29 protein-coding genes and 1 tRNA gene are annotated in these 26,829 nt (G+C 71.2%); 21 read left to right on the forward strand and 9 right to left on the reverse strand.

Features of this window, described 5'->3' with window-relative positions; translation table 11 throughout:
• Positions 1 to 9: 9 nt before the first annotated feature.
• The 4 genes from ACZ34W_RS01780 to ACZ34W_RS01795 form a co-directional block, all read right to left on the reverse strand.
• Positions 10 to 687 (reverse strand): response regulator transcription factor, encoded by a 678-nt coding sequence (locus ACZ34W_RS01780; protein ID WP_329487460.1) that lies wholly within the window; start codon positions 685 to 687, stop codon positions 10 to 12.
• 25 nt (positions 688 to 712) lie between these two features.
• Positions 713 to 1,912 carry a sensor histidine kinase gene (locus ACZ34W_RS01785; RefSeq protein WP_465600744.1) on the reverse strand — a complete coding sequence of 400 codons (1,200 nt, stop codon included), beginning with the start codon at positions 1,910 to 1,912 and terminating at the stop codon, positions 713 to 715.
• A 251-nt stretch (positions 1,913 to 2,163) separates the two neighbouring features.
• Positions 2,164 to 4,692, reverse strand: a complete 2,529-nt coding sequence (locus ACZ34W_RS01790; RefSeq protein WP_442906939.1) for an ATP-dependent Clp protease ATP-binding subunit — start codon at positions 4,690 to 4,692, stop codon at positions 2,164 to 2,166.
• A gap of 93 nt (positions 4,693 to 4,785) precedes the next feature.
• On the reverse strand, positions 4,786 to 5,532 hold the full coding sequence (locus ACZ34W_RS01795) for a VIT1/CCC1 transporter family protein (RefSeq protein WP_329487463.1): 747 nt from the start codon (positions 5,530 to 5,532) through the stop codon (positions 4,786 to 4,788).
• Positions 5,533 to 5,825: 293 nt separating this feature from the next.
• Between ACZ34W_RS01795 and ACZ34W_RS01800 the strand changes: the two genes are divergently transcribed.
• From ACZ34W_RS01800 to ACZ34W_RS01810, 3 genes are all read left to right on the forward strand, one after another.
• Positions 5,826 to 6,152 (forward strand): GntR family transcriptional regulator, encoded by a 327-nt coding sequence (locus ACZ34W_RS01800; RefSeq protein ID WP_465601164.1) that lies wholly within the window; start codon positions 5,826 to 5,828, stop codon positions 6,150 to 6,152.
• A gap of 1,088 nt (positions 6,153 to 7,240) precedes the next feature.
• Complete coding sequence (locus ACZ34W_RS01805) at positions 7,241 to 8,449, forward strand: DUF6575 domain-containing protein (protein ID WP_465600748.1); 1,209 nt, start codon at positions 7,241 to 7,243, stop codon at positions 8,447 to 8,449.
• A gap of 486 nt (positions 8,450 to 8,935) precedes the next feature.
• Positions 8,936 to 9,508 (forward strand): hypothetical protein, encoded by a 573-nt coding sequence (locus ACZ34W_RS01810; protein ID WP_465600751.1) that lies wholly within the window; start codon positions 8,936 to 8,938, stop codon positions 9,506 to 9,508.
• A gap of 57 nt (positions 9,509 to 9,565) precedes the next feature.
• On the opposite strand, the gene ACZ34W_RS01815 is transcribed toward ACZ34W_RS01810, so the two are convergent.
• Positions 9,566 to 10,324 carry a glycosyltransferase gene (locus ACZ34W_RS01815; protein ID WP_465600754.1) on the reverse strand — a complete coding sequence of 253 codons (759 nt, stop codon included), beginning with the start codon at positions 10,322 to 10,324 and terminating at the stop codon, positions 9,566 to 9,568.
• A 2-nt stretch (positions 10,325 to 10,326) separates the two neighbouring features.
• Entirely contained in the window at positions 10,327 to 11,115 is a 789-nt protein-coding gene (locus ACZ34W_RS01820; protein ID WP_465600757.1) for a GntR family transcriptional regulator, read from the reverse strand.
• A 219-nt stretch (positions 11,116 to 11,334) separates the two neighbouring features.
• Here ACZ34W_RS01820 and ACZ34W_RS01825 point away from each other — a divergent pair, with 219 nt between their 5' ends.
• The 16 genes from ACZ34W_RS01825 to ACZ34W_RS01900 all read left to right on the forward strand — a co-directional run bounded on the left by ACZ34W_RS01825 (position 11,335) and on the right by ACZ34W_RS01900 (position 21,214).
• On the forward strand, positions 11,335 to 11,691 hold the full coding sequence (locus ACZ34W_RS01825; RefSeq protein WP_352289669.1) for an SCO3933 family regulatory protein: 357 nt from the start codon (positions 11,335 to 11,337) through the stop codon (positions 11,689 to 11,691).
• Positions 11,692 to 11,696: 5 nt separating this feature from the next.
• Positions 11,697 to 13,103, forward strand: a complete 1,407-nt coding sequence (locus ACZ34W_RS01830) for an FtsK/SpoIIIE domain-containing protein (RefSeq protein ID WP_465600762.1) — start codon at positions 11,697 to 11,699, stop codon at positions 13,101 to 13,103.
• Positions 13,104 to 13,181: 78 nt separating this feature from the next.
• Positions 13,182 to 13,391, forward strand: a complete 210-nt coding sequence (locus ACZ34W_RS01835; protein ID WP_465600765.1) for a hypothetical protein — start codon at positions 13,182 to 13,184, stop codon at positions 13,389 to 13,391.
• A gap of 5 nt (positions 13,392 to 13,396) precedes the next feature.
• On the forward strand, positions 13,397 to 13,579 hold the full coding sequence (locus tag ACZ34W_RS01840; RefSeq protein ID WP_465600768.1) for a hypothetical protein: 183 nt from the start codon (positions 13,397 to 13,399) through the stop codon (positions 13,577 to 13,579).
• Positions 13,576 to 13,740, forward strand: coding sequence for a hypothetical protein (locus ACZ34W_RS01845; protein ID WP_465600770.1), 165 nt, complete (start codon positions 13,576 to 13,578; stop codon positions 13,738 to 13,740). The genes ACZ34W_RS01840 and ACZ34W_RS01845 overlap by 4 nt, the downstream gene beginning before the upstream one ends.
• A 76-nt stretch (positions 13,741 to 13,816) precedes the next feature.
• Positions 13,817 to 14,521, forward strand: coding sequence for a DUF2637 domain-containing protein (locus tag ACZ34W_RS01850; protein ID WP_465600773.1), 705 nt, complete (start codon positions 13,817 to 13,819; stop codon positions 14,519 to 14,521).
• Between the two features lie 12 nt (positions 14,522 to 14,533).
• Positions 14,534 to 14,731 carry a hypothetical protein gene (locus tag ACZ34W_RS01855; RefSeq protein WP_465600776.1) on the forward strand — a complete coding sequence of 66 codons (198 nt, stop codon included), beginning with the start codon at positions 14,534 to 14,536 and terminating at the stop codon, positions 14,729 to 14,731.
• A 23-nt stretch (positions 14,732 to 14,754) separates the two neighbouring features.
• Positions 14,755 to 15,288 (forward strand): DUF6197 family protein, encoded by a 534-nt coding sequence (locus ACZ34W_RS01860; protein WP_465600779.1) that lies wholly within the window; start codon positions 14,755 to 14,757, stop codon positions 15,286 to 15,288.
• An 85-nt stretch (positions 15,289 to 15,373) separates the two neighbouring features.
• Positions 15,374 to 15,922 (forward strand): GGDEF domain-containing protein, encoded by a 549-nt coding sequence (locus ACZ34W_RS01865; RefSeq protein ID WP_465600782.1) that lies wholly within the window; start codon positions 15,374 to 15,376, stop codon positions 15,920 to 15,922.
• A 101-nt stretch (positions 15,923 to 16,023) separates the two neighbouring features.
• Positions 16,024 to 16,209: a hypothetical protein gene (locus ACZ34W_RS01870; protein ID WP_465600785.1), complete on the forward strand. Its 186-nt coding sequence runs from the start codon at positions 16,024 to 16,026 to the stop codon at positions 16,207 to 16,209.
• 1 nt (position 16,210) lies between these two features.
• Complete coding sequence (locus ACZ34W_RS01875; RefSeq protein ID WP_465600788.1) at positions 16,211 to 16,378, forward strand: hypothetical protein; 168 nt, start codon at positions 16,211 to 16,213, stop codon at positions 16,376 to 16,378.
• Positions 16,379 to 16,442: 64 nt separating this feature from the next.
• Positions 16,443 to 17,111 carry a DNA cytosine methyltransferase gene (locus ACZ34W_RS01880; protein ID WP_465600791.1) on the forward strand — a complete coding sequence of 223 codons (669 nt, stop codon included), beginning with the start codon at positions 16,443 to 16,445 and terminating at the stop codon, positions 17,109 to 17,111.
• Between the two features lie 56 nt (positions 17,112 to 17,167).
• Positions 17,168 to 18,448, forward strand: a complete 1,281-nt coding sequence (locus ACZ34W_RS01885; RefSeq protein ID WP_465601167.1) for a replication initiator — start codon at positions 17,168 to 17,170, stop codon at positions 18,446 to 18,448.
• Entirely contained in the window at positions 18,441 to 18,653 is a 213-nt protein-coding gene (locus ACZ34W_RS01890) for a helix-turn-helix domain-containing protein (protein WP_465600794.1), read from the forward strand. The genes ACZ34W_RS01885 and ACZ34W_RS01890 overlap by 8 nt, the downstream gene beginning before the upstream one ends.
• The gene (locus ACZ34W_RS01895; RefSeq protein ID WP_465600797.1) at positions 18,653 to 19,801 is read left to right on the forward strand and encodes a tyrosine-type recombinase/integrase; all 1,149 of its coding nucleotides are present in this window, start codon (positions 18,653 to 18,655) and stop codon (positions 19,799 to 19,801) included. Before ACZ34W_RS01890 ends, ACZ34W_RS01895 begins: the two co-directional genes overlap by 1 nt.
• A gap of 87 nt (positions 19,802 to 19,888) precedes the next feature.
• The gene (locus tag ACZ34W_RS01900; RefSeq protein WP_465600801.1) at positions 19,889 to 21,214 is read left to right on the forward strand and encodes a restriction endonuclease; all 1,326 of its coding nucleotides are present in this window, start codon (positions 19,889 to 19,891) and stop codon (positions 21,212 to 21,214) included.
• A 65-nt stretch (positions 21,215 to 21,279) separates the two neighbouring features.
• Here the strand turns inward: ACZ34W_RS01900 and ACZ34W_RS01905 are convergent.
• Positions 21,280 to 21,351: transfer RNA gene (locus ACZ34W_RS01905), tRNA-Val, on the reverse strand.
• 210 nt (positions 21,352 to 21,561) lie between these two features.
• Here ACZ34W_RS01905 and ACZ34W_RS01910 point away from each other — a divergent pair.
• On the forward strand, positions 21,562 to 22,881 hold the full coding sequence (locus ACZ34W_RS01910; RefSeq protein ID WP_329487464.1) for a coiled-coil domain-containing protein: 1,320 nt from the start codon (positions 21,562 to 21,564) through the stop codon (positions 22,879 to 22,881).
• A gap of 118 nt (positions 22,882 to 22,999) precedes the next feature.
• Positions 23,000 to 23,221, forward strand: coding sequence for an FmdB family zinc ribbon protein (locus ACZ34W_RS01915; RefSeq protein WP_329487465.1), 222 nt, complete (start codon positions 23,000 to 23,002; stop codon positions 23,219 to 23,221).
• Between the two features lie 71 nt (positions 23,222 to 23,292).
• Here the strand turns inward: ACZ34W_RS01915 and ACZ34W_RS01920 are convergent, their stop codons facing one another.
• A complete protein-coding gene (locus ACZ34W_RS01920) occupies positions 23,293 to 24,270 on the reverse strand; it encodes an HAD family hydrolase (RefSeq protein WP_465600806.1) in 978 nt (325 codons plus the stop codon).
• Between the two features lie 5 nt (positions 24,271 to 24,275).
• Positions 24,276 to 26,819 (reverse strand): phosphoribosyltransferase, encoded by a 2,544-nt coding sequence (locus tag ACZ34W_RS01925; RefSeq protein ID WP_465600810.1) that lies wholly within the window; start codon positions 26,817 to 26,819, stop codon positions 24,276 to 24,278.
• Positions 26,820 to 26,829: the final 10 nt, after the last annotated feature.

The following is a 26,829-nucleotide window of genomic DNA, read 5'->3' on the forward strand; positions in this document are numbered from 1 at the left end:
AAGCCGCGCTCAGCCCAGCCAGCCGGGCCGGACCAGCCCCGACTCGTAGGCCAGCACGACGAGTTGCGCCCGGTCCCGCACACCGAGCTTCACCATCGCCCGGCTGACGTGCGTCTTGACGGTCAGCGGGCTGACCACCAGTCGGCGGGCGATGTCCGCGTTGGACAGCCCCAGACCCACCAGCGCCAGCACCTCCCGCTCCCGCTCGGTGAGCGCCGAGACGTCCGAGAGCCCCGCCGGGGTCTGCTCCGGCGCCTTGGAGCGGGCGGCGAACTCGCCGATCAGACGGCGCGTCACCCCCGGCGAGAGCAGCGCGTCCCCCGCGGCCGCGACCCGGACGGCACGCAGCAGCTCGGCCGGCTCGGTGTCCTTGACCAGGAAGCCGGCCGCCCCCGATCGCAGGGCCTCGAAGACGTACTCGTCCAGCTCGAAGGTGGTCAGCACGACCACCCGCACCTCGGTCAGGGCCGGATCGGCGGCGATCCGCCGGGTCGCCTCCAGCCCGTCCGTGCGAGGCATCCGGATGTCCATCAGGACGACGTCCGGGCGGAGTTCGCGGGCGAGCCGGACGGCGGCGTCGCCGTCGTCCGCCTCACCGACCACCGTGAGGTCGTCCTGCTGGTCGAGCAGCGCCCGGAAGCCCGCCCGCACCAGCAACTGGTCGTCCGCCAGCAGTACCCGAATCACTCGTCCTCCGCCAGCAGTACCCGGATCACTCGTCCTCCGCACCGGTCGTGGGCAGCGTCGCCCGGACCCGGAATCCGCCGCCGACCAGCGGCCCCGCCGTGATGGCTCCGCCGAACGCGGCGGCCCGCTCCCGCATGCCGATGAGCCCGCTGCCGGTGCCACCCGCGTCGCCGACCGCGGCCGGACCGGGGTCGTCGACCGTGACGACCAGCGCGGTCGGGTCCGACCAGTCCAGACCGACCGTGGCCCGCCGGGCCACCGAGTGCCGGATCACGTTGGTCAACGCCTCCTGGACGATCCGGAACGCCGTGAGGTCGACGCCGGCGGCCGGTGCGCGCCGGTCGCCCGTCTCGCGCACCTCGACGGCCAGCCCGGCCCGCTGCGCCTGCTCGGTCAGCTCGTCGAGCCGGGCCAGCCCGGGCGCCGGACCGCGCGGCGCGGCCGTACCCGGCCCGCGCAGCGTCCCCAGCACCTGGCGGACCTCGCCGAGGGCCTCCTTGCTGGTCGCCTTGATCGTCGTGAGCGCCGTACGGGCCTGCTCCGGCCTGCTGTCGATCAGTTCCAGCGCGACCCCGGCCTGGACCGTGATCAGCGACAGGCTGTGCGCCAGGATGTCGTGCAACTCGCGCGCCATCCGCAGCCGTTCCTCGTCGGCCCGGCGCTGCTCCTGCTGCTGGCGGTACTCGCGGTGGGCGGCGAGCTGCTCCCGCCGGAACCGGACGATCTCGGCCACCGACAGCACCAGCAGCAGCCAGGCCACCAGCCCGAGCTCCTGCCACCAGGCGATCTGCTGCGGCTCCGTACGCAGCCAGTCGGCCGGCACCACGAAGGTGATCAGCACATGGGCGAGGTAGACCCCGCCGAGGCCCGCCCAGGCGGCCTGCCGGTGCCCGGAGGCGACCGCCACGCAGCAGGCGATCACCCAGCTGGCGAAGACCGGCCCGTACGGATAGCCGGCGGCCAGGTACAGCACCGTGACGGCCGAGCTCCCCGCCACCGCCGCCACCGGCCGCCGGCGGCGCAGCACCAGCAACGCCGGCCCGAGGAGCAGCAGCAGGTAGCCGAACGGGTCCAGCTGGACCCGTCCGCTCTGGTGGCCGGCGGCCGCTGTGGACCCCACCACCTGCACCGCCGCGACGACCAGCGCGGTGGCGACCGGCCAGCCGGCCTTCGCCGCCCGCACCCACGGCGGGCGCCAGGGCTCGGCCCGCCCGCCCTCGGGCATGGCGGACCCCGGCCGGGGATGCTCTCCCGCCCCAGGGGGCATTCCCGACACGGGCGGCTCCTCCGACGACGACGGCCCGGGGTGCGCCCGCGACGGCTTGGGTGTACGCGGCGTCATGCCCGGAAGGCTAGACCCCGGGCCCGGCCCACCGCGTCACCCCGGGGTGGCGTTCGGGCGTACTCCCGCGGGAGTACGCCCGAACCTCGCTGACCGGTCCGACCTGGTCCGCACCGGCACAGCCGACCGCACCGCTACTGCGGATCGGCGGCCTTCGCCCAGGCGTCCTCCGCCTTCGCCGAGGGCTCCGGCCGGGCCAGCGCCACCACCAGCTCGCCCCCGTCCACCTCCGCGATCAGCGTGTCCCCCTCCCGCACCGTGCCGTCCAGCAGCAGGTTGGAGATCCGGTTGTCCAGCTCGGACTGGATGGTGCGGCGCAGCGGCCGCGCCCCGAACTCCGGCTGGTAGCCCCGGTTGACCAGCCACTCCTTGGCCCCGTCGGTGATCTCCAGGTCGATGTTCTGCGCCTTCAGCCGGCGCCGGCTCCGCTCCAGCATCAGGTCGACCACCTTCAGGAGGTCCTTGCGGGAGAGCGCGTGGAAGACGATCACCTCGTCGATCCGGTTGAGGAACTCCGGCCGGAAGTGCGTCCGCAGGTCCCCCATCAGGTCGTCCCTGATCTCGTCCACGTCGCCCGCGTGCTCCAGGATCCGCTGCGAGCCGATGTTGCTGGTCATGATCACCACGGTGTTGCGGAAGTCGACCGTACGCCCCTGGGCGTCCGTCAGCCGCCCGTCGTCCAGCACCTGGAGCAGCAGGTTGAAGACGTCCGGATGCGCCTTCTCCACCTCGTCGAAGAGCAGCACGCTGTACGGCTTGCGGCGGACCGCCTCGGTGAGCTGCCCCGCCTCGTCGTAGCCGACGTACCCGGGCGGCGAGCCGACCAGCCGGGAGACGGTGTGCTTCTCCTGGAACTCGCTCATGTCGAAGCGGATCATGCGGTCCGGGTCACCGAACAGCAGCTCGGCCAGCGCCTTCGCGAGTTCGGTCTTGCCGACGCCGGTCGGCCCGAGGAACAGGAAGGACCCGGTCGGCCGCTCCGGGTCGCCCATCCCGGCCCGGCCGCGCCGCACCGCCTGGGCGACCGCCGTGACGGCCTGGTCCTGCCCGATCACCTTCCGGTGCAGGTGCTCCTCCAGTTGGAGCAGCCGCTCGCGCTCGGTCGCGTTCAGCTCCGCGACCGGGATGCCCGTCCGGCCCGAGAGCACCTGCGCGATGTCCTCCGCGGTGACCGCGACGACCTCCTCGCGCGACTCCCTGACCGCGGCCAGCTCGTCCTCGGTCTGCCGCAGCTCGGTCTTGAGGTTGGCGGCCCGCACGAACTCCTCGTCCGCGACGGCCTCCTCCAGCTCCCGGCGCAGCTTGGTGATCCGGTCCTGCACCGGCATCGCCTCGGTGGAGCCGCTCAGGCTGCGCAGCCGCACCCGCGCACCGGCCTGGTCCAGCAGGTCGATCGCCTTGTCGGGCAGGAAACGGTCACTCACGTAGCGGTCGGAGAGGCTCGCGGCGGCGTCCAGCGCCTCGTCGGTGAACCGCACCTGGTGGTGCGCCTCGTAGGCGTCACGCAGCCCGTGCAGGATCTCGACCGTCTCCTCGACGCTCGGCTCCGGCACCAGCACCGGCTGGAAGCGGCGCTCCAACGCGGCGTCCTTCTCCACGTGCTTGCGGTACTCGTCGAGGGTGGTGGCGCCCACCACGCTCAGTTCGCCGCGGGCCAGCGCCGGCTTGAGGATGTTGCCCGCGTCCATCGAACCCTCGCCGCCACCGCCGGCGCCGACCACGGTGTGCAGCTCGTCCAGGAAGAGGATCACGCTCTTCTCGGCCGCCGTGACCTCGTCGATCACGCTCTTCAGCCGCTCCTCGAACTCGCCCCGGTACTTGGAACCCGCCACCAGCCCGGTGAGGTCGAGGGCGACCACCCGCTTCTCCCGCAGGCTCTGCGGCACGTCCCCGGAGACGATCCGCTGCGCCAGACCCTCCACGATGGCGGTCTTGCCGACGCCGGGCTCGCCGATCAGCACCGGGTTGTTCTTGGTCCGGCGGGAGAGGATCTCGACGGTCTGCTCGATCTCCTCGGCCCGGCCGACCACCGGATCCAGCCTGCCCGCCCGCGCCTCCTCGGTCAGGTCCCGGCCGTACTCGTCCAGCGTGGGCGTCTGGCTCGGGCGCGCGCCGGTGCCGCTGCGCTCACCACCCGTCCCGCGCCCTTCCATCACCGTGCGCAGCGCCTCCGGCGAGGGCGCCGCGTTGCGCAGCGCCGTGCCGGCGCCGGAGCGCTCCTCGTCCAGCAGCGCGCCGAGGATGTGCTCCGGCCCGATGTACGACGCGCCGGCCTCCTGGGAACGGGCGTGCGCGGCGAGCAGCGCGCGCTTGGCGGACGGCGTGAGCGCCGGGCGGCCGCCCGGCGTCTGCGCCCCGCCCCCGGACGGCAGTTCCCTGCCCAGGTCCTCGGCGAGCTGCTCGGGGTCGATGCCGGCACGCTCCAGCATCCGCCGCGAGGCCTCCACCTTGGTGGCGGCCCAGACCAGATGAGCGGTGTCGAGGTCGCTGCTCCCGTCCTCGGTGGCGCGTCGCGCGGCGAGCGCCAGCAACTCCTGCGAGGACTCGCTCAGCAGCCGCCCGATCGGCACCCGCTGCACGGCGGGCGGGGAGGCCGTCGGACTCATGCCGAAGAACCGGCTGAGCAGGTCGGAGAACGGATCGCTCGATCCGAACGGGGGCATGGTCACCGTGGTTCACCTCTCCCAAGCAGTCTGCGCTCACACAAACACAGCCTCCCTGGCCCCGCACCCGCTCGGACGCCGGTCAGGTGCCGGTCAGCCGCCCGTCACCCGGTCGAGCAGGACACCGCCGCTGTAGGTGACGACCATCGCCAGCGAGCCGCCCGCCACGTTCCGCAGCACTGCCCGCAGCGGCCCCGCGCCGCCCAGCCGGGCGCTCACCCAGCCCGACGCGGTGAGCGCCAGCAGGACGGCCGCCACCGTCACGCCCAGCCGCCAGGACTCCGGCGGCAACAGCACGGCGAGCAACGGCACCAGCGCCCCCAGCGTGAACGCGGCGGCGCTGGCGAACGCCGCCTGCCAGGGGTTGGTGAGCGCCTCCGGGTCGATCCCCAGCTCGGTGTGCGCGTGCGCCGCCAGCGCGTCCCGCTCGGTGAGCTCCACGGCCACCCGACGGGCCAGGCCGTCGTCGAGCCCGGCGCCCCGGAAGAAGTCGGTCAACTCGTCCAGCTCCCCCTCCGGATCCTCCGCCAGCTCGCGCCGCTCCTTCGCCAACGCGGCCTGCTCGGTGTCACGTTGCGTGCTGACCGAGACGTACTCTCCGGCCGCCATCGACATCGCCCCGGCCAGCAGACCCGCCACCCCCGCCACCACCAGCGCCGTCCGCGAACCCGACGCCCCGGCGACACCGGTCACGATTCCCGCCGTCGAGACCACACCGTCATTGGCCCCGAGCACGGCCGCCCGCAACCAGTTCAGCCGCGACGACAGCTCGGCCCGACTCTCACCCTGCGCCGGCCCGTCGGCCTCCCCGGCCACCTCGGCCGAAGTCTGTCCGCCCATCAGCGATCACCTCCGATCATGCCCCGGGGCTACCCGCTCCCCCGATGATCAATCCGCCCACCCGCCCCCTCCCCGCAAACGCCTGCGGCCCAGACCAGAACAACCGTCCCGACCTGGGCCGACGATCGTCCCGGGCCCACCACGAGTCGTCCGGACTGGCCGCGAGAGCCGTACTCGGCCGCTCCGGGGGCGGGTTGAGCAGCAAGGTCCGTGCCGCTGTCGACTCCGCGGGCCGACCGGTGGATTGCGACATCTGCACCGGCGACCAGAAAGGCCTTGGCAGGGACTCTACGATGACGTCGCTTCCCTCTGAAGCCGCGCTGGTGGAGGAGTACTCCGTCGCCCGCACCACGGTGAAGCGCGCGCTCGATGTTCTGGCTGCCAAGGGCCTGATCCGATCGCAGCCCGGTGTCAGTTGGGTCGTCGCGGGCGCCGAGCCCGAGGTACCCCGGTGCTCGACCGACTCACCGCGATCGCTCAGACGCTCGACTCGCCCAGAGGACTGGTGCCGCTCGGGAAACTGTCCGGCGCGCGCTCGCGCAGCTGGAAGGGGCCGGCGTTCTCGATGTACGCATGGGAAGGGCGGACGGGACCGGGCTCTTCCCGCCAACCTCACCTGATCACGTGGCCCAGGACACCCAGCGCGAGGCGCTCGGGAACATGGACCGACTGCTCAAGCGTCGTCACTGATGTCGGTCTGAGATGTCAAATGCCCCGGACCATGATCGGTCCGGGGCATTTGGGCTGGTGGGCGCGGACGGTTTCGAACCGCCGACATCTGCTTTGTAAGGCTTGGCGTGGTGCACCCGCGCCGACCTGCTACCCGGTAGGCCTGGCCATCCGCCCGCCTCCACACCGCCAGCACCCCCGGCTTACCGCCACGTACCGCCCGATCTGGCGCGGCTACGGCACGGCCTGGAGACGGTGTGCGGATGCCAGCAGATCTGCAGTCTGCCAAGCGCAGCCCGTCCAGCTGGCATTTCCCGGATCGCTACGCCCCCGGTTCACTACTGAACTGTTCCACACACGAGGCAAGAAGCCTCCGCCACAATCGCGGTCACGTTACCGCAAACCACCCAAATGGGTGATAGAAGACGATTCAGCATATCTCCACCTGGCGAATCAGACTACAGTGCCTGCATCAGTCACCCCTTCGGTCACACAGGGCCATCGAGCCAGTGGTTGTGGTCACTATTGAAGAACGGTTGGGCCGCGCAGCTTCCTGCACCCCCCACCCTCCCCCAAGATCGGACGAGACCGCGTTGTCAGTGCAGTAGGCAACACTTGCTTGCGTCGGCTGTTGGGGGTTGTTCTTGGAGACTTGGCCCGAAAGCTTCCCTGAGGCTTGCCCCCCGATGGACGCCGTGCCGGCGACTGGGCACTTCTATCGGCTGGTCGACGGAAACCCCCCCACACGGGAGGACTTCCTCAACCATCATGAGATGCTCGCAGCTGGGCGCGTACGCTCTCGGTTCTGGCCTGACGACTGCACGGCCGCAGGGCTGAGTGTCTTCGCCGACGCTGCAGATGCGGAGAGCACAAGAGCGGCTGTAGGGCCCCTCAGGAAGAAGAAGATCGCAGTCGGAGATATCACCGGATCGGGAAGGCTGAAGCATACGCCGCGACATGCAAAGTGCACTCATCACACTTGGTGGCGCACATTGAATGATGCGTCGTGGGAGGGGTTCGAGGTAACGCCATGAATTGGATGCCAGACAAAACATTGCTTGGCGATCTCAAGATCCTAGAGACCTATGTCTTCTATGACGGACCCCGCGTCTTCAGTTGCATTTCACTCACCGATCAAATCTACCTCGCACTCTGGGCGGCCGAGGGCGAGGATGGGGATGACTGGCTCTATCTTCCGATCTCCAAATCTCGCCTGGAAATGGTCAGATCCGGAGGAATCCCGCTCAGGTCAGCTGTCGAGTCGCCAGAAGGATTCGTATTTCGCGCATTCCTTCCACACGACCCAGTCAACCGGGATTCAGTGACGCCAATTTCCCCTGCAGAAATCCCGGACGATTGGCTCCCTGAAAAGGGGCACTGCCTAGACCTAGCTACCCACACTCTGCCGCTTGCCGACCCCGAGAGCACCATCGAGACCAAAGCCCGGCAAGAGAGCCGGACCAGGCTGCGCTTGCGTGTGAAGCTACCTAAATTCTCCCGCAGCGAGGCGCCTGCGCGTTCGATCGGCTCTCTACTCATTCAGACCCAGGCCGTGTATGACAATCTCGGCTATGCACTGCGAGAGATCAATCCGGCCCAGCGAGGAAAGATCCCAGCGGACGTCACAGGTCAGACCGCGATCTCCGTGGTTGGGGCTTCTGCGGCCAGTTTTATGCTCGAAATGGCATCCAATGAACTCGACGACCTCCTGGGGGATTCTCTCTTTGTTCAGGTCACAGAGAAGCTCATCGAGCTTTTGGATACGAATCTGGAGTACTCAGAACTCTCGGGGAAGCTGACCGAGATCAAGCCTCGCGCAGCCAAGAGCTTTAGGGTTCTAATCGAGAAGTTTGTAGAAACCGGCGGCGACGTCACGGTTGCTGCAGCTGGCGCACATATCCCCTACGCCAAGAGGGAGCTCTCCTGGGAAAAGCTTCAGGAGTTCTCCAAGACTCTCAAACGCCTCGTGCCCGAAGATCAGGTAATCGAGATCCGACGCCGGATGATGCTATATAAGATCGACACCGAGCGCCGCACCTTCGGCTTTCGCGACGAATCATCAATCCCCGCATCCGACTACGAGGGAAAGATTGACGATCTCGCCTGGCCTCAAGCCTCACACGCGACCGTTCAAGACCACTACGACGTTCTCATCGTCGGTACGACGATAATCGACGAGACGGTGGGAGAACGGCGGACGAAGTATCGACTGATGCAGGTCTCCCACATAAGCGGGGAAGCGCACTAGGGCCGCCCAGGCACACTGCTCGCTCGGGCGGTGGAGCGGTTTTGGCCGGTGTCCTGTCTGGTCTGGGGTCGAGCATGATCGGGGGGCCGTAAGCTGTTGCGACTCGGTCAGGGCTTTTGGGCCTGACCGCAATTTGGCCGAGTGGCCCCCCGGTCTTGCTCGACGCGGGTCCCGGTCCTGGCAGGTGGGTAAAACCGTGGAGCCGCCCGTCACCAGCCACGGCCGGTAGTGACCTGTACCCATGTCCTCCCGCCTGGCGCGGCCAGCCGCCGCCGTCGTGGGGCGCAGACAGGAGCGGCGGCGAGCGGCAAGGCCGCGCGCTGGCGCGCCGCGCGCGCCCTTGAACCCGTAGAGAAGAGTTTTACGCACCCCTCCGCCCCTTCATCCCACCCCTCCTACCTCCCCCTCCCCTGCTCCTGGGCCCGCTGGCCGCCTATGATCGGCAAGCTCTGAACTGACGGTTCTTCACCATCCTGCGCGGGGGACATGGATACGATCACCCAGCTTGTGACCATCGCGGCCGTGGTTCTCGGTGGGCTCACGACGTACCTGACGAACAGCCTGATGGAGCGGAGCAGGCGCAAGGACGGGCTGCGGCTCCGCTGGGACGAGAAGAAGCTGGACGCCTACGCCGACTACGTCGGGCAGGTCCGAACCACGATCCACATCTCGGTCCTCCTGTACGAAGTCCGGGAAGAGATCCGGCAGATGCCTCGCACTGAACACGAGCTGTCGATGGAGCTGACCGAAGCAGGTGGGGACCAGGCCAAGGCGTTCGAGCGGGTCATGCTGCTCGCCGGCGACGAGGTGATCGAGGCAGCTCACGCGATCCAGGAGACCCTTGCAGCGATCGGCTGGCAGGCTCGTGGGATGGTCGACGGCTCTCTTGCCGACTGGCGGGCCTTGCACACCGAGGCGTTCAAGGCGATCAACCGGTTCCATGAGGCCGCTCGCGCCGACCTTGGTGTCGGGGGCCGCTTTGAGGGTGATCGACACACCGCTCGTGGGCTCCTGCTGCCTGGCGCCCGGACCGCTGGCGAGTCGACCGACCGAGCCTGAGCCCGGGCAGCAAAACGGCCCCAGCGAACTGCCAGGGCCGGTCCTGCCGCATCGCGCTCAGCCGGCGTCGATCCGCCAGTTCTCCAGCGCCAACAGCGCCTCCGCCCGGGCCTGGACGACAGCCATGCGAGCCGCTCGCTCCACCTCCTGGCTGTGCGCCGCCTGGTGGGTGCTCTGTCCGGGCCACTTCCGGTACAGCAGCCCGGTGTCCTCGATGAACCACCCGCGGCTGACCGCGTTGAGCGCCAGCAGCAGCCCGGTGTCCTCGGATGCCGGAAGCGCCATCCATCCGCCGAGCGCGAGCAGCAGGTCCCGCCGAACACACAGCGTCGCCGGGTGCACCTGGGCGCGGAAGTCGTGCGCCTTCCAGTGCTCCAGCACCTCGCCGCGCTCTACCGGTCCGGCCGGCGGGTCCTGGTCGAAGCCCACCATGCTGCCGTCCGGCAACAGGTCGAGCACGCGGGACGTCGTCCACGCCACGTCCGGCCGGCTGGTGAGCACGGCAAGATCCCGAGCCAGCGTCCCCGGCGGCAACATGTCGTCGGCGTCGAGCACCTTCACGAACTGCCCGGTGGCCCGGGACAGCCCCATCGTGCGCGCCATGCCCGCCCGCCCGTGTCGGCCCTGGCCGAAGCTGATCCGAGCGTCGTCCGGGACATGCGGGGCAACGTCGTCCGTCTCGCTGTCTTCCTGGATCACCCACTGCCAGTCCCAGCCGTCCGGCAAGTCCTGCTCCAGCAAAGACTTGTAGGCGTCCGCCAGATACTCGGCGCTCGGGCCGTGGACAGCCGTGATGACGGTAACGAGGTTGGTCATGCTCACCACCTGTTCAGCTTGGTTGTGTAGACCATTTCGGTACGGTCACCCGGGAGCACCACATCGGCGACCTCGACCACGCGGTCTGTCGTGTCGATGCAAGTCTTCCGGAGGACGATCACGGACACACCCATCGGCAGGCCGAGTTCTTCGGTTTCCTCCGGCGTCGGGGGCCGGGCACGGAAGGTCTCGACGATGCGGTCCAGCTCGATGCCGACGCTGAAGAGCTGGTTCTGCGTGCCGCCCGGCCACGGCTCCTGGTCCTCGCTGAGCAGGTCCGGATTCCCCGCGATCATGTCCAGCACGAGGTAGGACCGGGCGACGTTGAACGGTGCGCGCTCCTCGCTGTAGCGGGTGCGGTAGGTGCGCTGGAGCAGGATGGTCCCCTCGGGGACGCCGAACACGGCGGCGAGGTCGGCATCCGCCGGCATCTGCTCGTACTTGGCCGCGAACACGAGATCGTTCACGGTGAGCCCGGTGTCGTGCTCGGTGGCGCCGGTCTTCAGCCGCTCCGTCTCCGACTCTCGGGCACGATCCTTCTCCCACTGGTGCCGCAGATTGTCGCGCGTGACCGGGGTCGGCTGCCGGCGGACGAACGTGCCCCGGCCGTGCTGCTTGTCGACCAGCCCTTGCGCCTGGAGCACTCCGACCGCCTGGCGCACGGTCGGGACGCTCACCTCGTAGATGTCGGCCAGCTCAGTCTCAGCGGGGAGCCGCTCGCCCGGGGGCAGGCTTCCGTCATCGATCTGGGCCGTGAGCTTGGCCGCGATCTGCTCGTAGCGCTTCGCCATGGTGCTGGTCACCGTCCTGTCGGGGTCTCCCGCTCATCCTAAGTCCTAAAGAGGTGTTGACGACTAGCTGATGAGCCGTCATAGTCATGAGGACAGCAACTCCTAATGAGGACTTGAAGACAAGATCTCATGAGGTGCTGATGACACCCGGTATCTGCCGTGGTGAGGCTGCTCCGAGGGTCGATAGCTCCCCCCGGACCAGATGAAGGAGCCCAGCTCATGCGCTTCATCCCCGTCGACACGACCGCCGCGCTGGTGATGGTCGCCCAGGCGCCCCGCCCGAAGCTCAAGGACCGCCGTACCGGCGAGATGGCTATGGACACCGAAACCGGCGCGCCGCTGGTCACCCTGGACGTCACCTTCGTGGCCAACGGCGAGGCTGACATCCTGTCCCTGACCGTCCCGCAGCCGGGCATCCCGGACGGTCTGGCGCCCGGCATGCTGGTCAGTGTCACCCGGCTCATCGCGCGGCCGTGGGAGAACGAGTTCAACGGTCAGAAGCGCTCGGGCATCGCGTTCCGCGCCGACGCCGTGACCGTCACTTCCGCTCCGGCCTTCGCCGGCGCGAGCGCCTGATCGCCATGGACGCCTTGACGACGGCGCTCCTGGAGCTGGGTGTCCCCGCCGCGGCTCTCGGCTCCGGCGCCCTCTACGCGAGGGCCAAGCTCCCGCGCACCTACTGGGCGACCATCGGTCTGCCGCTGACCGTCCACCGCATCCGGCGCGACTACGAGAACGTGATGGAGGCGTGCGGCCTCACCGTCGAGCCCTCGTTCTGGCGGGCGATGGCCTCCTCGGCCACCAACCGACCGGCGCGCCCCGCGATGCCCAAGATCCGCAGCATCACCGCCAGCTCGACCGGTCTCCGGATACGGCTCCGGCTCGCCCGCGGCCAGGAGACGGCCGACATGCTGAACGCCACCGAGCGTCTGCGGCACGCCTGGGGCGTCCACGCGGTGTACGCCTCGGAGGTCAAGCCCGGTGTGGTGGACCTGCGGGTGGTCGGCTTCGACGTACTGCGCAACGTCCGCATGCCGCGCCGGGCCACCGCCAAGTCCGCCGGCCTGCTGCGGGTCCCGGTCGCAGTCCGGGCCGACGGCACCGTCCACTACCGAGACTTCCGGCAGGTGCCCAACGGGCTCAACCTCGGCGCCAACCAGTCCGGCAAGTCGATGTACACCCGGAACCTGGTCCATGGCCTTGCCGCTCAGCCAGTCGCCCTGGTGGGCATCGACTGCAAGCGCGGCGTGGAACAGCGCCCCTTCGCCCCGCGGCTGTCCGCCCTGGCTACCGATCCGGGCGAAGCGCTCGGACTGCTGCTGGCGCTGCTGGTCGAGATGGACGACCGTTACGACCTGATCCGCGCTCATCAGGGTGTCCCCGGCTCGGTAGCTGCTGAGGATGTGACCGCCGACATCTGGGGCCTGCCCGCCAAGGTCCGACCGGTGCCGATCGTGGTCTTGGTGGACGAGATCGCCGAACTCTTCCTCGCCGCTGGCAAGGCCGATGAGGAACGCCGGAATCAGATCGTCATCGCGCTCATCCGGCTCGCCCAACTCGCCCGCGCCGCCGGCATCTACCTGGAGATCTCAGGTCAGCGCTTCGGCTCGGAGTTGGGCAAGGGCGCGACGCTGCTCCGTTCCCAGCTCACCGGCCGCACTGTCCACCGGGTCAACGACCTGGAGACCGCCCGCATGGGACTCGGCGACATCTCCGAGACCGCCATGCTCGCCGCTACCCGGATCAGCCCCGACATGCCCGGGGTTGCTGTCGCCGGCGACACCTCGGGCCGCTGGTCCGAGATCCGCACGCCGTACCGCTCGCTCTCCGAAGTCGCTGACCGCTGCGCGAACTTCGTTCACTTGGTGCCGAACCTGCCGCGCCTGGCGGCCTTCCGCCCGCTGGTCGCGCCGCCTGCCACCGCAGTGAGCATCCCGCCGGTGCCCTCGGCGCCGCCGGTCTTCGCGCCGGTCCCGGCCTCCGAGTAGCTCCCCGCCCACGGTCGGCGCGACCGCCTCGCGCCAAGTCCCTACCCCCACCATGCCTCGAACCGAAGGAGAACGTCCGTGTCCCACAAGCCCTCCATCGCCGAGATCGGCGCCTTCATCGGCCGGCTCAAGGCCAACGCCGAGAGCGGCGCCAACCCCGGTCCGCTGCTTGCTGAGAAGGCCGACCTGTTGGAGCGCATCGCCAAGGCCAACCCGGGCGACCGCGACGCCGCCGAGGTCGCCCGCGACGCCCGTACCGCCGCCCGCGCCCAGCGCGTGAACCGGTGACTTCCGTGGCCGCCCGCAAGCGCGCGTCGGCGACCAAGCCCGCGCCCTGCCAGCCCTGCGAGGGCACCGGTCAGATCACCGAGGTCGTCTACACCGGCCGCGGCCCGCACCACCGCCGACTCGCCGAGCAGGAAGCCACGTGCCTCGACTGCCTCGGCTCCGGGGTCGCGCTGGAGGTGCACCAGTGATCCGGATCCGCGTGACCTGCGACATCGACTCCGTGGCCGCTGTGGTCGCCGACCTGTGCCGCCTCTGGACGGTGCACGACGTCAAGAAGTACCCCGCCCGGGACCCCGGCCAGCGCCGCGTCTACATCGCCGCGTCCCGCCGCACGACCCGCACCAGGTAGCACCCACTCGCCGAGTCCGGGCGGTCAACCACTGGCTCGCCCGGTCTCCAACCCGCCGAACTGGAGGTGAACCGACATGCGCCGACTCCCCAAACTGGACGCCGTCCTGGCGCAAGCCGTGATCGCTGCCGCACTGTCCTTCGCCCACCTGCACGACCTCGCCGCGTCCGCCGGCCAAGCCGGCTGGAAGTCCTGGGCCTACCCGGTGTCCGTCGACCTGCTGCTCGTCGCCGGCTGGCGCCGGCTGCGGTCCGGGGCCTCGGTCCGGCTCGCCTGGTGCTGGTTCGTCATAGCCCTGGCCGCCTCACTCGGCGCCAACATCGGCACCGCCGGACTGCTCGACCTTGGCAATGCCCCGGCCTGGCTCCGCGTGCTCGTCGCCGGCTGGCCCGCTGCCGCATTCCTGGGCGGGACCCTGCTGGCCCACTCGACCGCCGTGCCCACGCCGGACGCCGCACCGGTTGAACCGGAGCAGGACGGCCCCGCGGCTGACGAACTGCCGCCGCTCTACTCCCCGACCGCCGAGCCGGTGACCGAGCCGCCCCAAGTCCTCCCGCCGCCTCCCGTCCCGGAGCTCGCGCCAGTTCCTGCACCGGACCCGGCTCCGGAACCAGCTCCCGCTGCGGCCCCGGCCGTCCCGTCCTTCCTCCTCGACCACGCCCGGAAGGTCGCCGACGACCACCGCATCCGTACCGGCAACCCGATCGACGCCGCGACGCTCCGTATCCGGCTCGGCATCAAAGATCCGCTCGCCTCGGCCCTCGTCGCCGAACTCGTCTGAAGGAACGGCCTGATGAACATCTCGCTGCACCTCCTCCCGGTGCTCGCGCTCGCCGCCTGGTTCATCGTGCGGAATCTCCGCCTGCGCTGGTGGGCCGTCGCCGCGCTCGTCCTCCTCGGCTTCCACCTCGCCAGCTCCTCGGCCGGCCCGCTGATCGACAAGACCACCCGCGACGGTGTCGAGGTCATCAACAAGACCGGCACCAAGTAGCCGACCAGATCGGAGAGTTCCGCATGAACATCACCCTTCTGAACCTGCCGCCGCTGGTCACGGTCGACGGCTCCGGCCTGGTCGCTGAGATCGAGGCGTACTTGGCCACGCTGCCCGCCCCGGTCCGCGTCCAAGTCCCGTACATCTCGCCGCTCGGCTCCACCGTGCAGCCCTGGAACGCCGGGTACCCGCTTCCGCACGCCACTCTGCTCGACCGTCTCACCCGGCGCCCTGCTCGTCCGGTCCCGGTGACTGCCAGCGACCACCTGCGGCTCGTCTCCCGGTACATCACCGCCGTGGGCTGGTTGCAGGGCGCCATGTGGGACTCCACCGGCCGGGTCTGCCTCCTCGGCGCCCAGACCGCCGTCCTCGTCCACGGCTACGGCACCCCGACCACCGTCCAGACCGCCCGGGTGCAGCTCATGGAGACCCTGCACGCCACCGGTCGCCCCGTGCGCTCCCCGGACGAGTTCAACGACCGGCCCACCACCCGGCAGGCCGACATCCACCACCTGCTCGACCGCGCCGCCGCCCGCGCTCTGTCGCTCGGCCTCTGACCTCCCCGGGGACGGCCAACACGCCGCCAGCATCCCGCCGCCCCGGAGATCGCAACCCTCCACAACCCATCACGAAGGACCGCTCATGGATCTGCCCACGATCTTTGCCGCCGGTGCGCCGCTGATCGGATGGACCACTCACAGCGCCTGGCTGAACCGCCGCCTGGCCACCGCCCGCCACGACCCGCTCACCGGGCTCCACACCCGCGCCGGCTTCACCGCCCGCGCCCACCGACTGATCGCGCACCACCCGGACCGCGCATCGGTGCTGCTGATCGACCTGGACGACTTCAAGGCCACCAACGACACCCACGGCCACGCCGCCGGCGACGCGGTACTCACTGCCACCGCCGAACGCCTCTCCATCTGGGTCGGCCGCTCCGGCATCGCCGCCCGCCTCGGCGGGGACGAGTTCGCTGCCGTCGTCCTGGACGGCCCCGGCCGCCTGCCCGGCCTGCTCGCGGCCCTCCACCGACCGGTCGCCTACGCGGGCTTCTCGCTTCTGGCCGCCGCCTCGGTGGGCATCTGCCCCGTCGCGGAGCTGCCGGTCGTCTCGCTCACGGACGCGCTCGCCGCCGCCGACCGGGACATGTACGCGCACAAGCGCGACGGCCGTACCTCCCGCCGCCGCTGACCTCAAGACCAGCCTCGGGGCGGCAACACGCCGCCAAGCATCCCGCCGCCCCGAGGCCGCAACCCCTTCCCGAACCGAAGCCCACGAAGGAGAGCACCATCATGCCCCAGCACAGTCACGCCCCGACTCGGATCTGCCCGGACTGCTCGGGTCACGCCACGGCGCACATCGCCACGGGCGTGCGCCTCCGCGACGGCTCCCGCGCGACCGTCCCGGTCACCTGCCCGACCTGCCACGGCGCCGGCACCGTCGCCCGCCTGCTGGCCCTGGTCGCGAGGTCCGTCTGACATGGCCCTCCTCGACTGGCGCGATTCCCGCCACTGGGCCCAGAAGCCCGCCCCCTGTGGCGTCTGCGACAAGCCGACCAACCTGCGCTCCGACCGCGACAAGCCCGTCCACAAGGCGTGCGCGGAGCAGTGGACCGAGCAGCACCAGAAGCCCGCCGACCAGTCCTGACCAGCACTGGCCCCGGGACTTGTGCCACCGCTCTGGTCCCGGGGCCTCCCCGGAGGTGATCCCCGTGTTCTTTCAGCTCCCCAACCGACCCGCCAATGGCCTGCGCGTCCTTGACCTCTTCTGCTGCCAAGGCGGTGCCGGCATGGGCTACTACCTCGCCGGATTCGACGTGACCGGCGTCGACTTCGCGCCGCAGCCCCGCTACCCCTTTGACTTCCATCAGTCCGACGCCCTCGCCTACCTTGCCGACAACGGCCAGGGCTTCGACCTGATCCACGCCTCCCCGCCGTGCCAGCGCTACACCAACGCCCAGAAGATCCGCGGCAACAACCACCCCGACCTCGTGGAACCGTTGCGCGATCTGCTCTCCATGCTCGGCCGCCCCTATGTCATCGAGAACGTGCCCGGGGCTCCGCTCCTGACCTCGGTGGAACTGTGCGGATCGATGTTTGGCCTCCGCACTTACCGGCACCGCCTCTTCGAGACCTCGTTCCCCGTGCCGGCCTTGCATCACCCGCGCCACCTCGCCCCGAACGCCAAGATGGGCCGCCCCGTGCGCGAGGGCGAGTTCATGCACATCGTGGGCAACTTCTCGAATGTTCCGCTCGCCCGAGAGGTTATGGGCATGCCCTGGGCCACCCGGGACGGCCTGCGCGAAGCCATACCGCCGGCCTACACCTCCCACGTCGCAGACGCCTACCTCACCAGCACCCTTCTGGTGGTGGCCGCTTGACCGCCACCACGTCCGCCCCGGTCGCCGAGCTGATCGGCCTCGCCCAGCTCGGCAGCATGCCCGCTCTCATGCGCCAGCTCTCCGGCCTCGCCGGCTGCACCTCGCCCATCCGGCTCGCCGGCTGGCGCACCGAGATCAACGAGACGACCGGGCAGGTGCTCCACCACCTGGAGTCCACCGACCTGCCCGCCGGGAACCTGCTCGTACGCTGCGGCAACCGCCGTGTCACTCGCTGCCCGTCCTGTGCCGAAACGTATCGCCGCGACACGTACCACCTGATCACCGCCGGACTCGTCGGCGGCAAGGGCACTCCCGAGACGGTCTCCACCCACCCCCGGGTGTTCGCCACCTTCACCGCCCCGTCATTCGGGCCCGTTCACAACCGGCCCGCCTCCGGTCGCTGCCGCTGCGGCACCGTCCACGCGGCTGACGATCCGACGCTCGGCTCACCGCTCGCCCCGGAGACGTACGACTACGAGGGCGCCGTCCTGTGGAACGCCCATGCGGGCAAGCTTTGGGCCCGCTTCTCGATCCACCTCCGTCGGGAAGTCGCCAAGCGGGCCGGGCTGACGCAGCGGGAGTTCCGTGACTTCGCCCGCATCTCCTTCGGCAAGGTCGCCGAGTACCAGAAGCGCGGTGCAATCCACTTCCACGCGGTCATTCGCCTCGACGGCCCCGAGGGTGGAAGCGACCGCCCGCCGGGTTGGGCCTCCGCCGAGCTGCTGACCGACGCCATCGGCGCCGCAGTCCGCCGGACCGAGATCCCCGGCCCGCTGATCGACGGCCGCGAGCACCGGTTCGCCTTCGGCAGGCAGCTCGACATCCGCACGATCCGCAATGCCGACTTCGCCGGGCCCGCCCCGATCACCGAACGGGCCGTCGCCGCCTACATCGCCAAGTACGCCACCAAGGGCGCCGAGACCGCTACCGGCACCCTGGACCGCCCGGTGCGCCTGCTCGCCGAGATCGCCCAGTACGACATCCCCGAACACGCCCGCCGGCTCATCCGAACCTGTTGGAACCTCGGCGCTCGGCCCGACTTGGCCGGTCTCCGACTCCGTGCCTGGGCGCACATGCTCGGCTTCCGCGGCCACTTCTCCACGAAGACCCGCAAGTACTCGACCACCCTCGGTGCGCTCCGCGGCGCCCGAACGGCCTGGCGCCGCGCTCAGACGCTCGAACGCCTTCACGGTCCCGATGCCCTAGCCGCTGAGGACACCACGCTCGTCCTCGCGCACTGGGTCTTCGCCGGCCACGGCCTCACCCGCGGCGAACAGTGGCTCGCCGCCGCTATCCAACCCGCACCCGGCACGGAAGGAGAACCAACCCATGCCTGACCCACTACTCGACGTCAACCAAGTCGCCGAACTCCTCGGCACCACAACCCGGTTCGCCCGCCGTCTCGTCGCCGAGCGGCGGATCGAGTTCATCAAGGTCGGTCGACACGTCCGCATCCGTCCCGCCGTCGTCGCCGACTACCTCGCCACCAACACCGTGCAGCCTGTCCGCGCCCGCCGGTCCACACTCAGGAAGGCGGCCTGATGGCCAACAGCAAGGGCAACCGCCGCCGCTTCGGCTCCATCCGCCAACTAGGCTCTGGCCGCTGGCAGATCCGCTACCCGGACCCGGTCACCGGGTTGACGCGCAAGGGTGAGGAGACCTACCCGACCAAGACGGACGCCGAGGTGGCACTCACGCTCATCGAGGCCGACATCAAGCGGGACAAGTGGACCGACCCGGACGCCGGGAAGGTGAAGCTTGGCGACTTCGCCTCGACCTGGCTCCGGGACCGGAAGCTGGAGGAGAGCACCCGGGAGCGGTACGCCATCACGCTCCGCAAGTACATCCAGCCCGGCCTGGGACGCCGAACGCTCTCCGAGATCACTCCGGCGCGGGTCCGCTCCTGGCGGTCGGGGCTTCTGGGCGACGGGGCGGGCGAGCCCTCGGTGGTCAAGGCGTACCAACTGCTGCGCGCCATCATGAACACCGCCGTGGACGACGAGCTGATCCAGCGCAACCCGTGCCGGATCAAGGGCGCCGACACATACGACGTCCCGGAGCGTCCCGTGCTCTCGGTCACCGAGGTGTTCGCCGTGGCCGAGGCGATCGGCCCGCGCTGGCGGGCCCTGGTGCTGCTGACCGCGTTCACTACGCTGCGCTTCGGTGAGCTGGCCGCACTCCGCCGTAGGCACGTCGATCTGGATGGCCGGTTCGTCCGGGTGCAGCGCAACCAGGCGGAGCTGAACACGGGACGGTTGTACGACAAGGCACCGAAGAGCCGTGCCGGCTTCCGCCCGGTGGCCTTCCCCGCCGAGATCGTGGCCGACATGGCAACCCACCTCGACCACTTCGCCGGCCCCGGCCCAGACGGCCACCTGTTCATCGGCCCCCGCGGCGGCAAGCTCCGCCGGAGCAACTTCCGGGACGACTGGATCCGGGCCCGCACCGCGGCTGGGGTGAGCGCGGAAGCCCACTTCCACGACCTCCGGCACACCGGGAACACCCTCGCCTCACAGAACGGGGCCAGCACCCGGGAGCTCATGACCAGGATGGGGCACAGCAGCACCCGGGCCGCGCTGATCTACCAGCACATGACCAGCGACCGGGACCGCGCCATCGCCGACCGCATGGGTGCAGCCGTCCGGAAGGCACTTCAGGGCGACGAAGAGCCCCCGGAAACCAGTGAGTAGGCGCGGAAGGCAGTGAGGCCGGTCCGATCTCCCGGGCCGGCCTCACTCGTGCCTCCTCTCCCGCCAGAACTGCCCCGGTGTCAGCGCTTGATCACGCACGCGAAAGACTCCCTGTTCGCACAGACGTACTGCCCGCCGAGCAGAAACGAGCCCGAGCACGTGCCCGCCCCCAGCACACCGTCACCACAGATCGAGCAGCACGCCGCAGCCTTCGAGGAGCTGGGCGGCGTCGACCTCCAGCTCGACGCCTTCTATCCGGGCGGCACGAGAGGTAACAGCTCGGACGACCCCATCAACCGGCTGATCCCCGGCGTAGGCAACCAAGGCGGCTTCCGCATGGCTGGCTCACCGTGGAAGCAGACCGTACGCCTGGCCGTCCTCTACACGACCGGACGCCAGCCTGACTGGCCGGACACGCTCGACGCCCAGACCGGCGCCTTCACCTACTACGGGGACAACCGGACTCCCGGCCACGAGCTGCACGAAACCCCGCGGGGCGGGAACCACCTGCTGCGGGACACCTTCGAGGCCTCTCATGCAGGGCCCGCGGAGCGGCGCCTGATCCCGCCGTTCCTCCTCTTCGAGAAGGCTGGCTCCAGCGGCCGCGGCGTGCGGTTCCGCGGGCTGGTCGCACCGGGCGGCCCGGCGCTGACCTCTGATGACGAACTTGCCGCTATCTGGCGTACAACCAGCGGCCGACGCTTCCAGAACTACCGGTCCCGCTTCACCGTCCTGGACCAGGCCGTCATTCCCCGAGGCTGGATCCAGCACGTCCTCGGCGGCGGCGACCCGCTGGACGGCGGATGCCCCGATGTCTGGCGGACGTGGGTCGAGGCCCGCGCTTACGTACCGCTCACCGCCCCGGCGACAACGGTCATCCGCACGCAGGCCGAGCAGTTGCCGGGCGACCCCGCATCCCAGGCCGTCCTGGAGGCAGTCCGCGAGCACTTCCGGGGCCGCGAGCACGACTTCGAAGCGTGCGCGGTCGAGCTGTGGCGGCTGCTTGCGCCGGCAACCGGGCAGGTGGAGGTGACCCGCCGCACCAGCGACGGCGGCCGCGATGCAGTCGGCCAGTACCACCTGGGCCCGCCCACCGACCGAATAGCGATCGACTTCGCCCTCGAAGCCAAGTGCTACTCCCCCAGCCACTCCGTAGGCGTCAAGGAGGGCAGCCGGCTGATCTCACGCCTGCGCCACCGCAACTTCGGTGTGCTCGTCACCACGTCGTACTTCCACCGCCAGATGCAGGAGGAGATCCGGGACGACCAGCATCCCGTCGTGCTGATAAGCGGGCGGGACATCGTCGACCTGCTCCGGGAGCACGGCTACGTCTCAAAGGAGGCAGTCGAGGCCTGGCTGGCCCAGCGGTTCCCAGCACCGGGATCTGGCACGCCGGTGGCACAGCCCGACTGAGACCCCGAAAACGATCAAGGGCCAGTTCGTGAGGATCGCTCCTCCGAACTGGCCCTTCTCGTCTGTGGGCGCGGACGGTTTCGAACCGCCGACATCTGCTTTGTAAGAGCAGCGCTCTACCACTGAGCTACGCGCCCCCCGTCGCGGCCCGGTGGGGGCACGACGACTGCCTAGAGTACCTGGTCCCGGGGGGTGGTGTGGTGCGGGCGCTCGGGGAGTGGGACGGGTGGGGGTGCCGGTGTGGTGGGGCGATCGGGAACAATGGGCAGTGGATCAGCGGTCGGAACAGGGAGCGCGCAGTGAGGGTGGCCGACGGGAGTGGGTGGGGGCGGCGGCCGGGGAGTGCGGTGGCCGAGGCCCTGGTGTTGCCGCTGGTGATCGCGGGCGCGCTGGGCGCCGCCGGGGCGGCGTCGTTCGGTACGGGCGGGGGCTGGTGGGGCCGGCGCGGCGGCGAGGGGGTGCGGGCGGACGCGAAGGCGGCCCGGGACGCGGCGCAGCAGGCGTTCTACGAGTTGGACTCCACCCAGCGCGAGGTGCGGCTGGCGGTGGAGACGGTGCGGGCGGCGGAGGACGGCGCGACGGCGCAGCGGGCGGCGGCGGATTTCGAGGCGATCTCCGGCCGGGTGGACCAGGTGACCGTGAACTACCTGGCGGCGCTGGACGCGCACGATCTGGATGCCGAGGAGCTGGAGTCCGGTGCCGCGGCGCGGGCCCGGCACCAGTTGCAGGACGTGAAGGGGCAGCTCGGGTCGGCGCAGGCTGAGCTGGACGGCTTCCTGCAGCGGTTGCAGCCGGTGCTGCAGCACGCCGAGTCGCAGCTGATGCGGGTGACCCCGGCGGTGGAGGGGGCGAAGCGGTCGTTGCTGACCGCGACCACCACGCTGGAGGCGGTGCGCGGCGCGGGGCTGAAGGCGGACGACCTGGCGGCCCGGTTGGCGGAGCTGAGCCCGGAGTTGGGCCGGCTGAACGAGGGCGCGGGCCGGCACGGGGTGGCGGCGACGCTGCAGCGCGCGGAGCGGGTGAAGGAGCGGGCCGACGCGATCACGGCGGACGCGGAGCACCTGCCGGAGCGGGCCCGGGAGATCGACCGGCGGGTGGCCAGCCTGCGGACCCGGATCCAGGCGCTGGAGACCAAGGCCGGCACGGTGGAGCCGGCCCTGAGCGAGCTTCGGCGGCGGTTCGCCACGGCGTGCTGGCAGGACCTCCAACGAGTGCCGGACCAGGTGGCGGAGGCGGGGCGGGCGGCGGAGCAGAAGCTCGCCGAGGCGGCGCGGGCGCGCGACGAGCAGCGCTGGCCGGACGCGACCGGCGCGCTCGGCACGGTGCGCGCGCTGCTGGACACCGCGGACGGCTCGGTGGTCGCCGTGAACGAGCGGCTGCGGCAGCTGAACGAGGTGCAGCACGATCCGAACCGGGAGATCGAGCGGACCCGCTTCGCGCTCCGGGACGCCCAGCGGCTCGCGATGGCGGGGCGGCAGGCGCCGGACCCGCGGCACGCGGCTCCGCTGGACGCGGCGGTCGGCCGGCTGGACCGGGCGGTCGAGGCGCTGGAGACGGCCGGCCGGCACCCCGACTACTGGCACTTCCTGACCGAGCTGGCGGCGGTGCGGGAGACGGCGGCGCAGGTGGTGGAGCTGATCCGCGAGGACCTGGGCGGCCACCGGTAGCGCGAGCCGCCCCCGGCCACCCCGCCAGCAGCCCCGGGGACCCCGGCGACCTTGGCGGCCCCCCACGGATCGTGCGGGCCCCCTGCACCGCCGGCCCGCGCCGGGCTACCCTGCGGGTATGCCACGCTACGACTTCCGCTGCCGCTCCTGCGGGGCCACCTTCGAACTCCGCCGCACGATGGCGCAGGCCAACGACCCCGCGGTCTGCCCGCAGGGGCACGAGGACACCGTGAAGCTGCTGTCGGCCGTCGCCGTCACCGGCGGCGCGTCCGGCGGCGCCGCGCAGCAGGCCCCGTCCGGTGGCGGGGGCGGCTGCTGCGGCGGCGGTTGCTGCGGCTGACCTGAGCGCGGAACGGCCGGCGGGCACGGGGAGCGGCTGACCTGAGCGCGGAACGGCCGGCGGCGCCGGCCTCAGCCCTTGGCCACGGACTCCAGCGAGCCGGCCGCCGGCCCGCCGTCCGAGTCGGCGGTCCGCGGGCCCTCCGTACCGACGGCCCGCGAGACCTCCGTACCGACGGCCCGCGGAACCTCCGGGCCCGCACCCACACCCACGCCTGCCCCGCCCCGGACACGGGCCAGGAACTGACGGATGATCTCCTCCCCCGCCGCCACGCCCACCTGGTCGAGCGCGGTGACCCCGGGGGCCGTCCAGCCGCTGTCGGCGAGTTCCCCGTGCCCGGGGCGCCAGGCCGCGTCGGCGGCCAGCAGCAGGTCCGCGTCGAGCAGCGAGTCGCCGGCGGCCAGCACGGTGGCGCCGCCGACGCGCCGCTCGACCTCGGCCAGCGCCGCGCTCTTGCTCAGCGGCGCCGGGACGGCGTAGACCTTGCGGCCCTGCAGCGAGACCGTCCACCCGCGCTCGGCGCACCAGCCGGTGAGTTCGTCGAGCCAGCCGGCCGGCAGCTCGGCGCGTTCGACGACCAGGTAGGCGAAGAGCTCGTCGGCGACCCGGCGCTTGTGGGTCCACTCCGGGTCCGCGCAGAGCGCCAGGTGTTCGACCACCTCGGCCAGCGGCACCGACGAGGTGGCCAGCCGGCCGGCCACCTCGGCCTGCCAGTCCTCGTCCGGGACGCCGTCGACGAGCAGCCGGCCGCCGTTGCTGCAGATCGCGTAGGCGGGGATCCAACCGGGCGTCGGGCCGGGCAGGTTGACCCGTTCGTACTGCGTTCTGGTCCGGGTGGTGGCGGGGACGAGCAGGGCTTCGCGGGCGAGTTCGACGAGCAGCCCGGCGGCCTGCTCGGTCATGAACGAGAGCGCCTTGCCGTCGTGCACCTCGACGGAGAGCAACCGCGGTGCGAGCCGGTCGGGCACGTCCAGGGCGAGGGCGCGGTTGCTGTAGATCAGGGTGCGGTCGAGGTCGCTCGCGACCAGGAAACCACTGGGGCTGCTCATCGGGTTCAGGACTCCTTCACCAGGACGGCCGTGCCGGAGGCGCCGGTCGCTCCCCGGCTGTAGCGGGGGTGGATCAGGCCGACGCACGAGTACGGCAGGTCGTCGACCTCCTCGACGGGGATGCCGCGCTGGGCGGCGAGCAGACGGACGTGGTCGAGGTCGGCGCCGGTGCCGCGGCGGGCCAGCACCCGCCAGGGGACGCGGCGAAGCATGACCCGGGTGGTCTCGCCGACGCCGGGCTTCACCAGGTTGACGTTGTCGATGCCGTACTCGGTGCTGATCCGCTCGACGGCGGCCCAGCCGGCCCAGTCGGGGGTGCGGTCCTCGGCGGCGAGCCGGTCGGCCGCCGTCCGCACCTCGCCCAGGACCTCGGCGAAGTGGTCGGCGACGGTGTCCAGGAAGGCGCCGGAGACGTCCCCGCCGGCCAGTTCGGTGTAGTGCTTGGCGCCGTGGAAGTCGTCCGGGCCGATCAGGTCGGTGCGCAGCACGGTGCGGGAGACCAGGCCGGAGACGGTCGAGTTGAGGCAGGCGGAGGGGATGAGGAAGTCGTCCCGGGTGCCGTAGGTGCGCACGCAGCGGCCGGGGTCGGCCAGGACGGCCAGTTCGGGGTCGAAGGCGGTGCCGGCCAGGGCCTCGGCGAGTTCGCGGGTGATCGCGCCCTTGCCGGTCCAGCCGTCCACGAACACCACGTCGGGGGCGTGGTGGTGGGCGTCCAGGTAGCGGACGGCGACCGGGTCCAGGCCGCGACCGCGGATGATCGAGACGGCGTAGTGCGGGGTGTCCAGGCCGTGTGCGAAGGCCAGCCAGCGGCGGATCAGAACGCCCACCGGGGTGCCGGCCCGGGCCAGCGAGGCGAGCACCAGGCCGCGGCCGCGCTCGCGGAGCAGCGTCTCCGCGACGGTGCCGACGGCGAGCGCGATCCGGCGGGCGGAGACCCGCAAGGCCTGGTGGAACAGCTCCTGGTACTCGGGGCTGGGCTGGTATTCCACCGGCAAGGACTCCGCGTAGTGGGCGCCGCCGTTCTGGACGGCCTCCTCGCGCTCCTCGGTCGGGGCCTCCAGCGGGACGTCGGAGAGGTCCTTGAGCAGCCAGGAGACCTCGTCGGCGCGGTAGGAGGAGAACTCCGGGCCGTGCAGCGGCGCGGGCAGCGCGCTCCGCTCCGGCCGGACGGCCGGGACCGGCCGGTGCGAGGGCAGCACGGCGAGCACCACCCGGTCGGTGACCTGCCGCAGCTGGGCGAGCAGAGAGCTTTCGCCATCGTGCAGTTCGGGGGTGTCGGCCACGTCGTCGACCACCAGCACCACCGCGTCGAAGCGGCGGGCCGGGTCGGCGCCGGGGGCGACGTTGTAGACGAAGCGCTCGCGCGAACCGCCGTCCTGCGCGTCCTGCGGATCGTCGTGGGCGGGGAAGGAGAGCCGGGTGCGGATGGCGTAGCCGGGGTCGTCCACCGCGAGGACGGGCGAGCGGGTGGTGGTGGAGTAGCGGACCCGCTCCTCGCCGTCGGGGAGGTGGTCCGCGAGGGCGCCGGCGAGGCGCAGCGGCGCGTACATCAGCTCCTCGCAGCCGAGGACCAGCACCCGGCCGGAGCCGGCCGCGCCGGACTCCCGGCCCTCGCCCGCCGCCGGGCCCTCTCCCGCCGCTGGGCTCTCTCCCGCTGCCGGGCCGACGTCGCCCGGCTCCAGCGCGGCGGCCAGCTGGGACGCCAACTGCGGGAGCGCCTCTTCGAGTTGTGCCCGGTGCGCGGCGCTGAAGCCGTGCCGTCCGCCGTCCGGCAGGCCCGCGGGCCAGTCGAGGGCGACCCGGACCAGCGGGGCGGGGGCGGCCGGGGGCGGCTCCGGCGCGGGGCCGACCTCGGCGATCAGCTCGGCGGCGCGGGCGAGGATGTCGGCCGGCAGCTCGACGCCGCCGCCGGCCGCGGCGACCAGGTCGAGCCGGGTGCCGAGTTCGGCGGCGGTGTCGACCAGTCGGCGGCGGTCGCTCTCGTCGCGCAGGTCGACCAGGGCGACCACGACGTAGTGGGCGCGCGGGTGGCGCGCGTGCAGCTCGCGGATGGTGTTGAGCACGGTGTTGCCGGTGGAGAACTCGTCGTCCACCAGGACCAGCGGGCCGTCACCGGCCAGCAGCGCGGGGTCGGCGGGCAGCAGCAGGTGGGAGGTGGCGTGCGAGTGCTCCTCCTCGAAGCCGCCGACCGGGGTCAGCCCGGCCACCGGGCGGCGCGTGGAGTGCAGGTAGGGGGCGTCCAGGGCGTCGGCGACGCTGTGGCCCAGGCCGGTGGCGGTCTCGGCGTAGCCGAGCACGACGGCACGGGCGGCCGCCTCCTCGCCCAGCAGCTCGCGCACCAGGCGGCCGAGGTCGAGACCGGCGCCGTGCACCACGGACGGGCGCTGCGGGACGTGCTTGCCGAGCACGGTGGAGACCAGCAGGTGGGCGCGCTTGGGGTTCTCGCGCAGGGCGAGGCCGACCAGGTCGGGGAGGCGGTCCGAGCCGGTCAGACCGACGCCCGCCCGGTCGGCCACCCAGCGACCGGTCCACTCTTGCTGTGCTGTCACTACTGGTCCT

The organism is Kitasatospora sp. NPDC022856, from assembly GCF_055561235.1.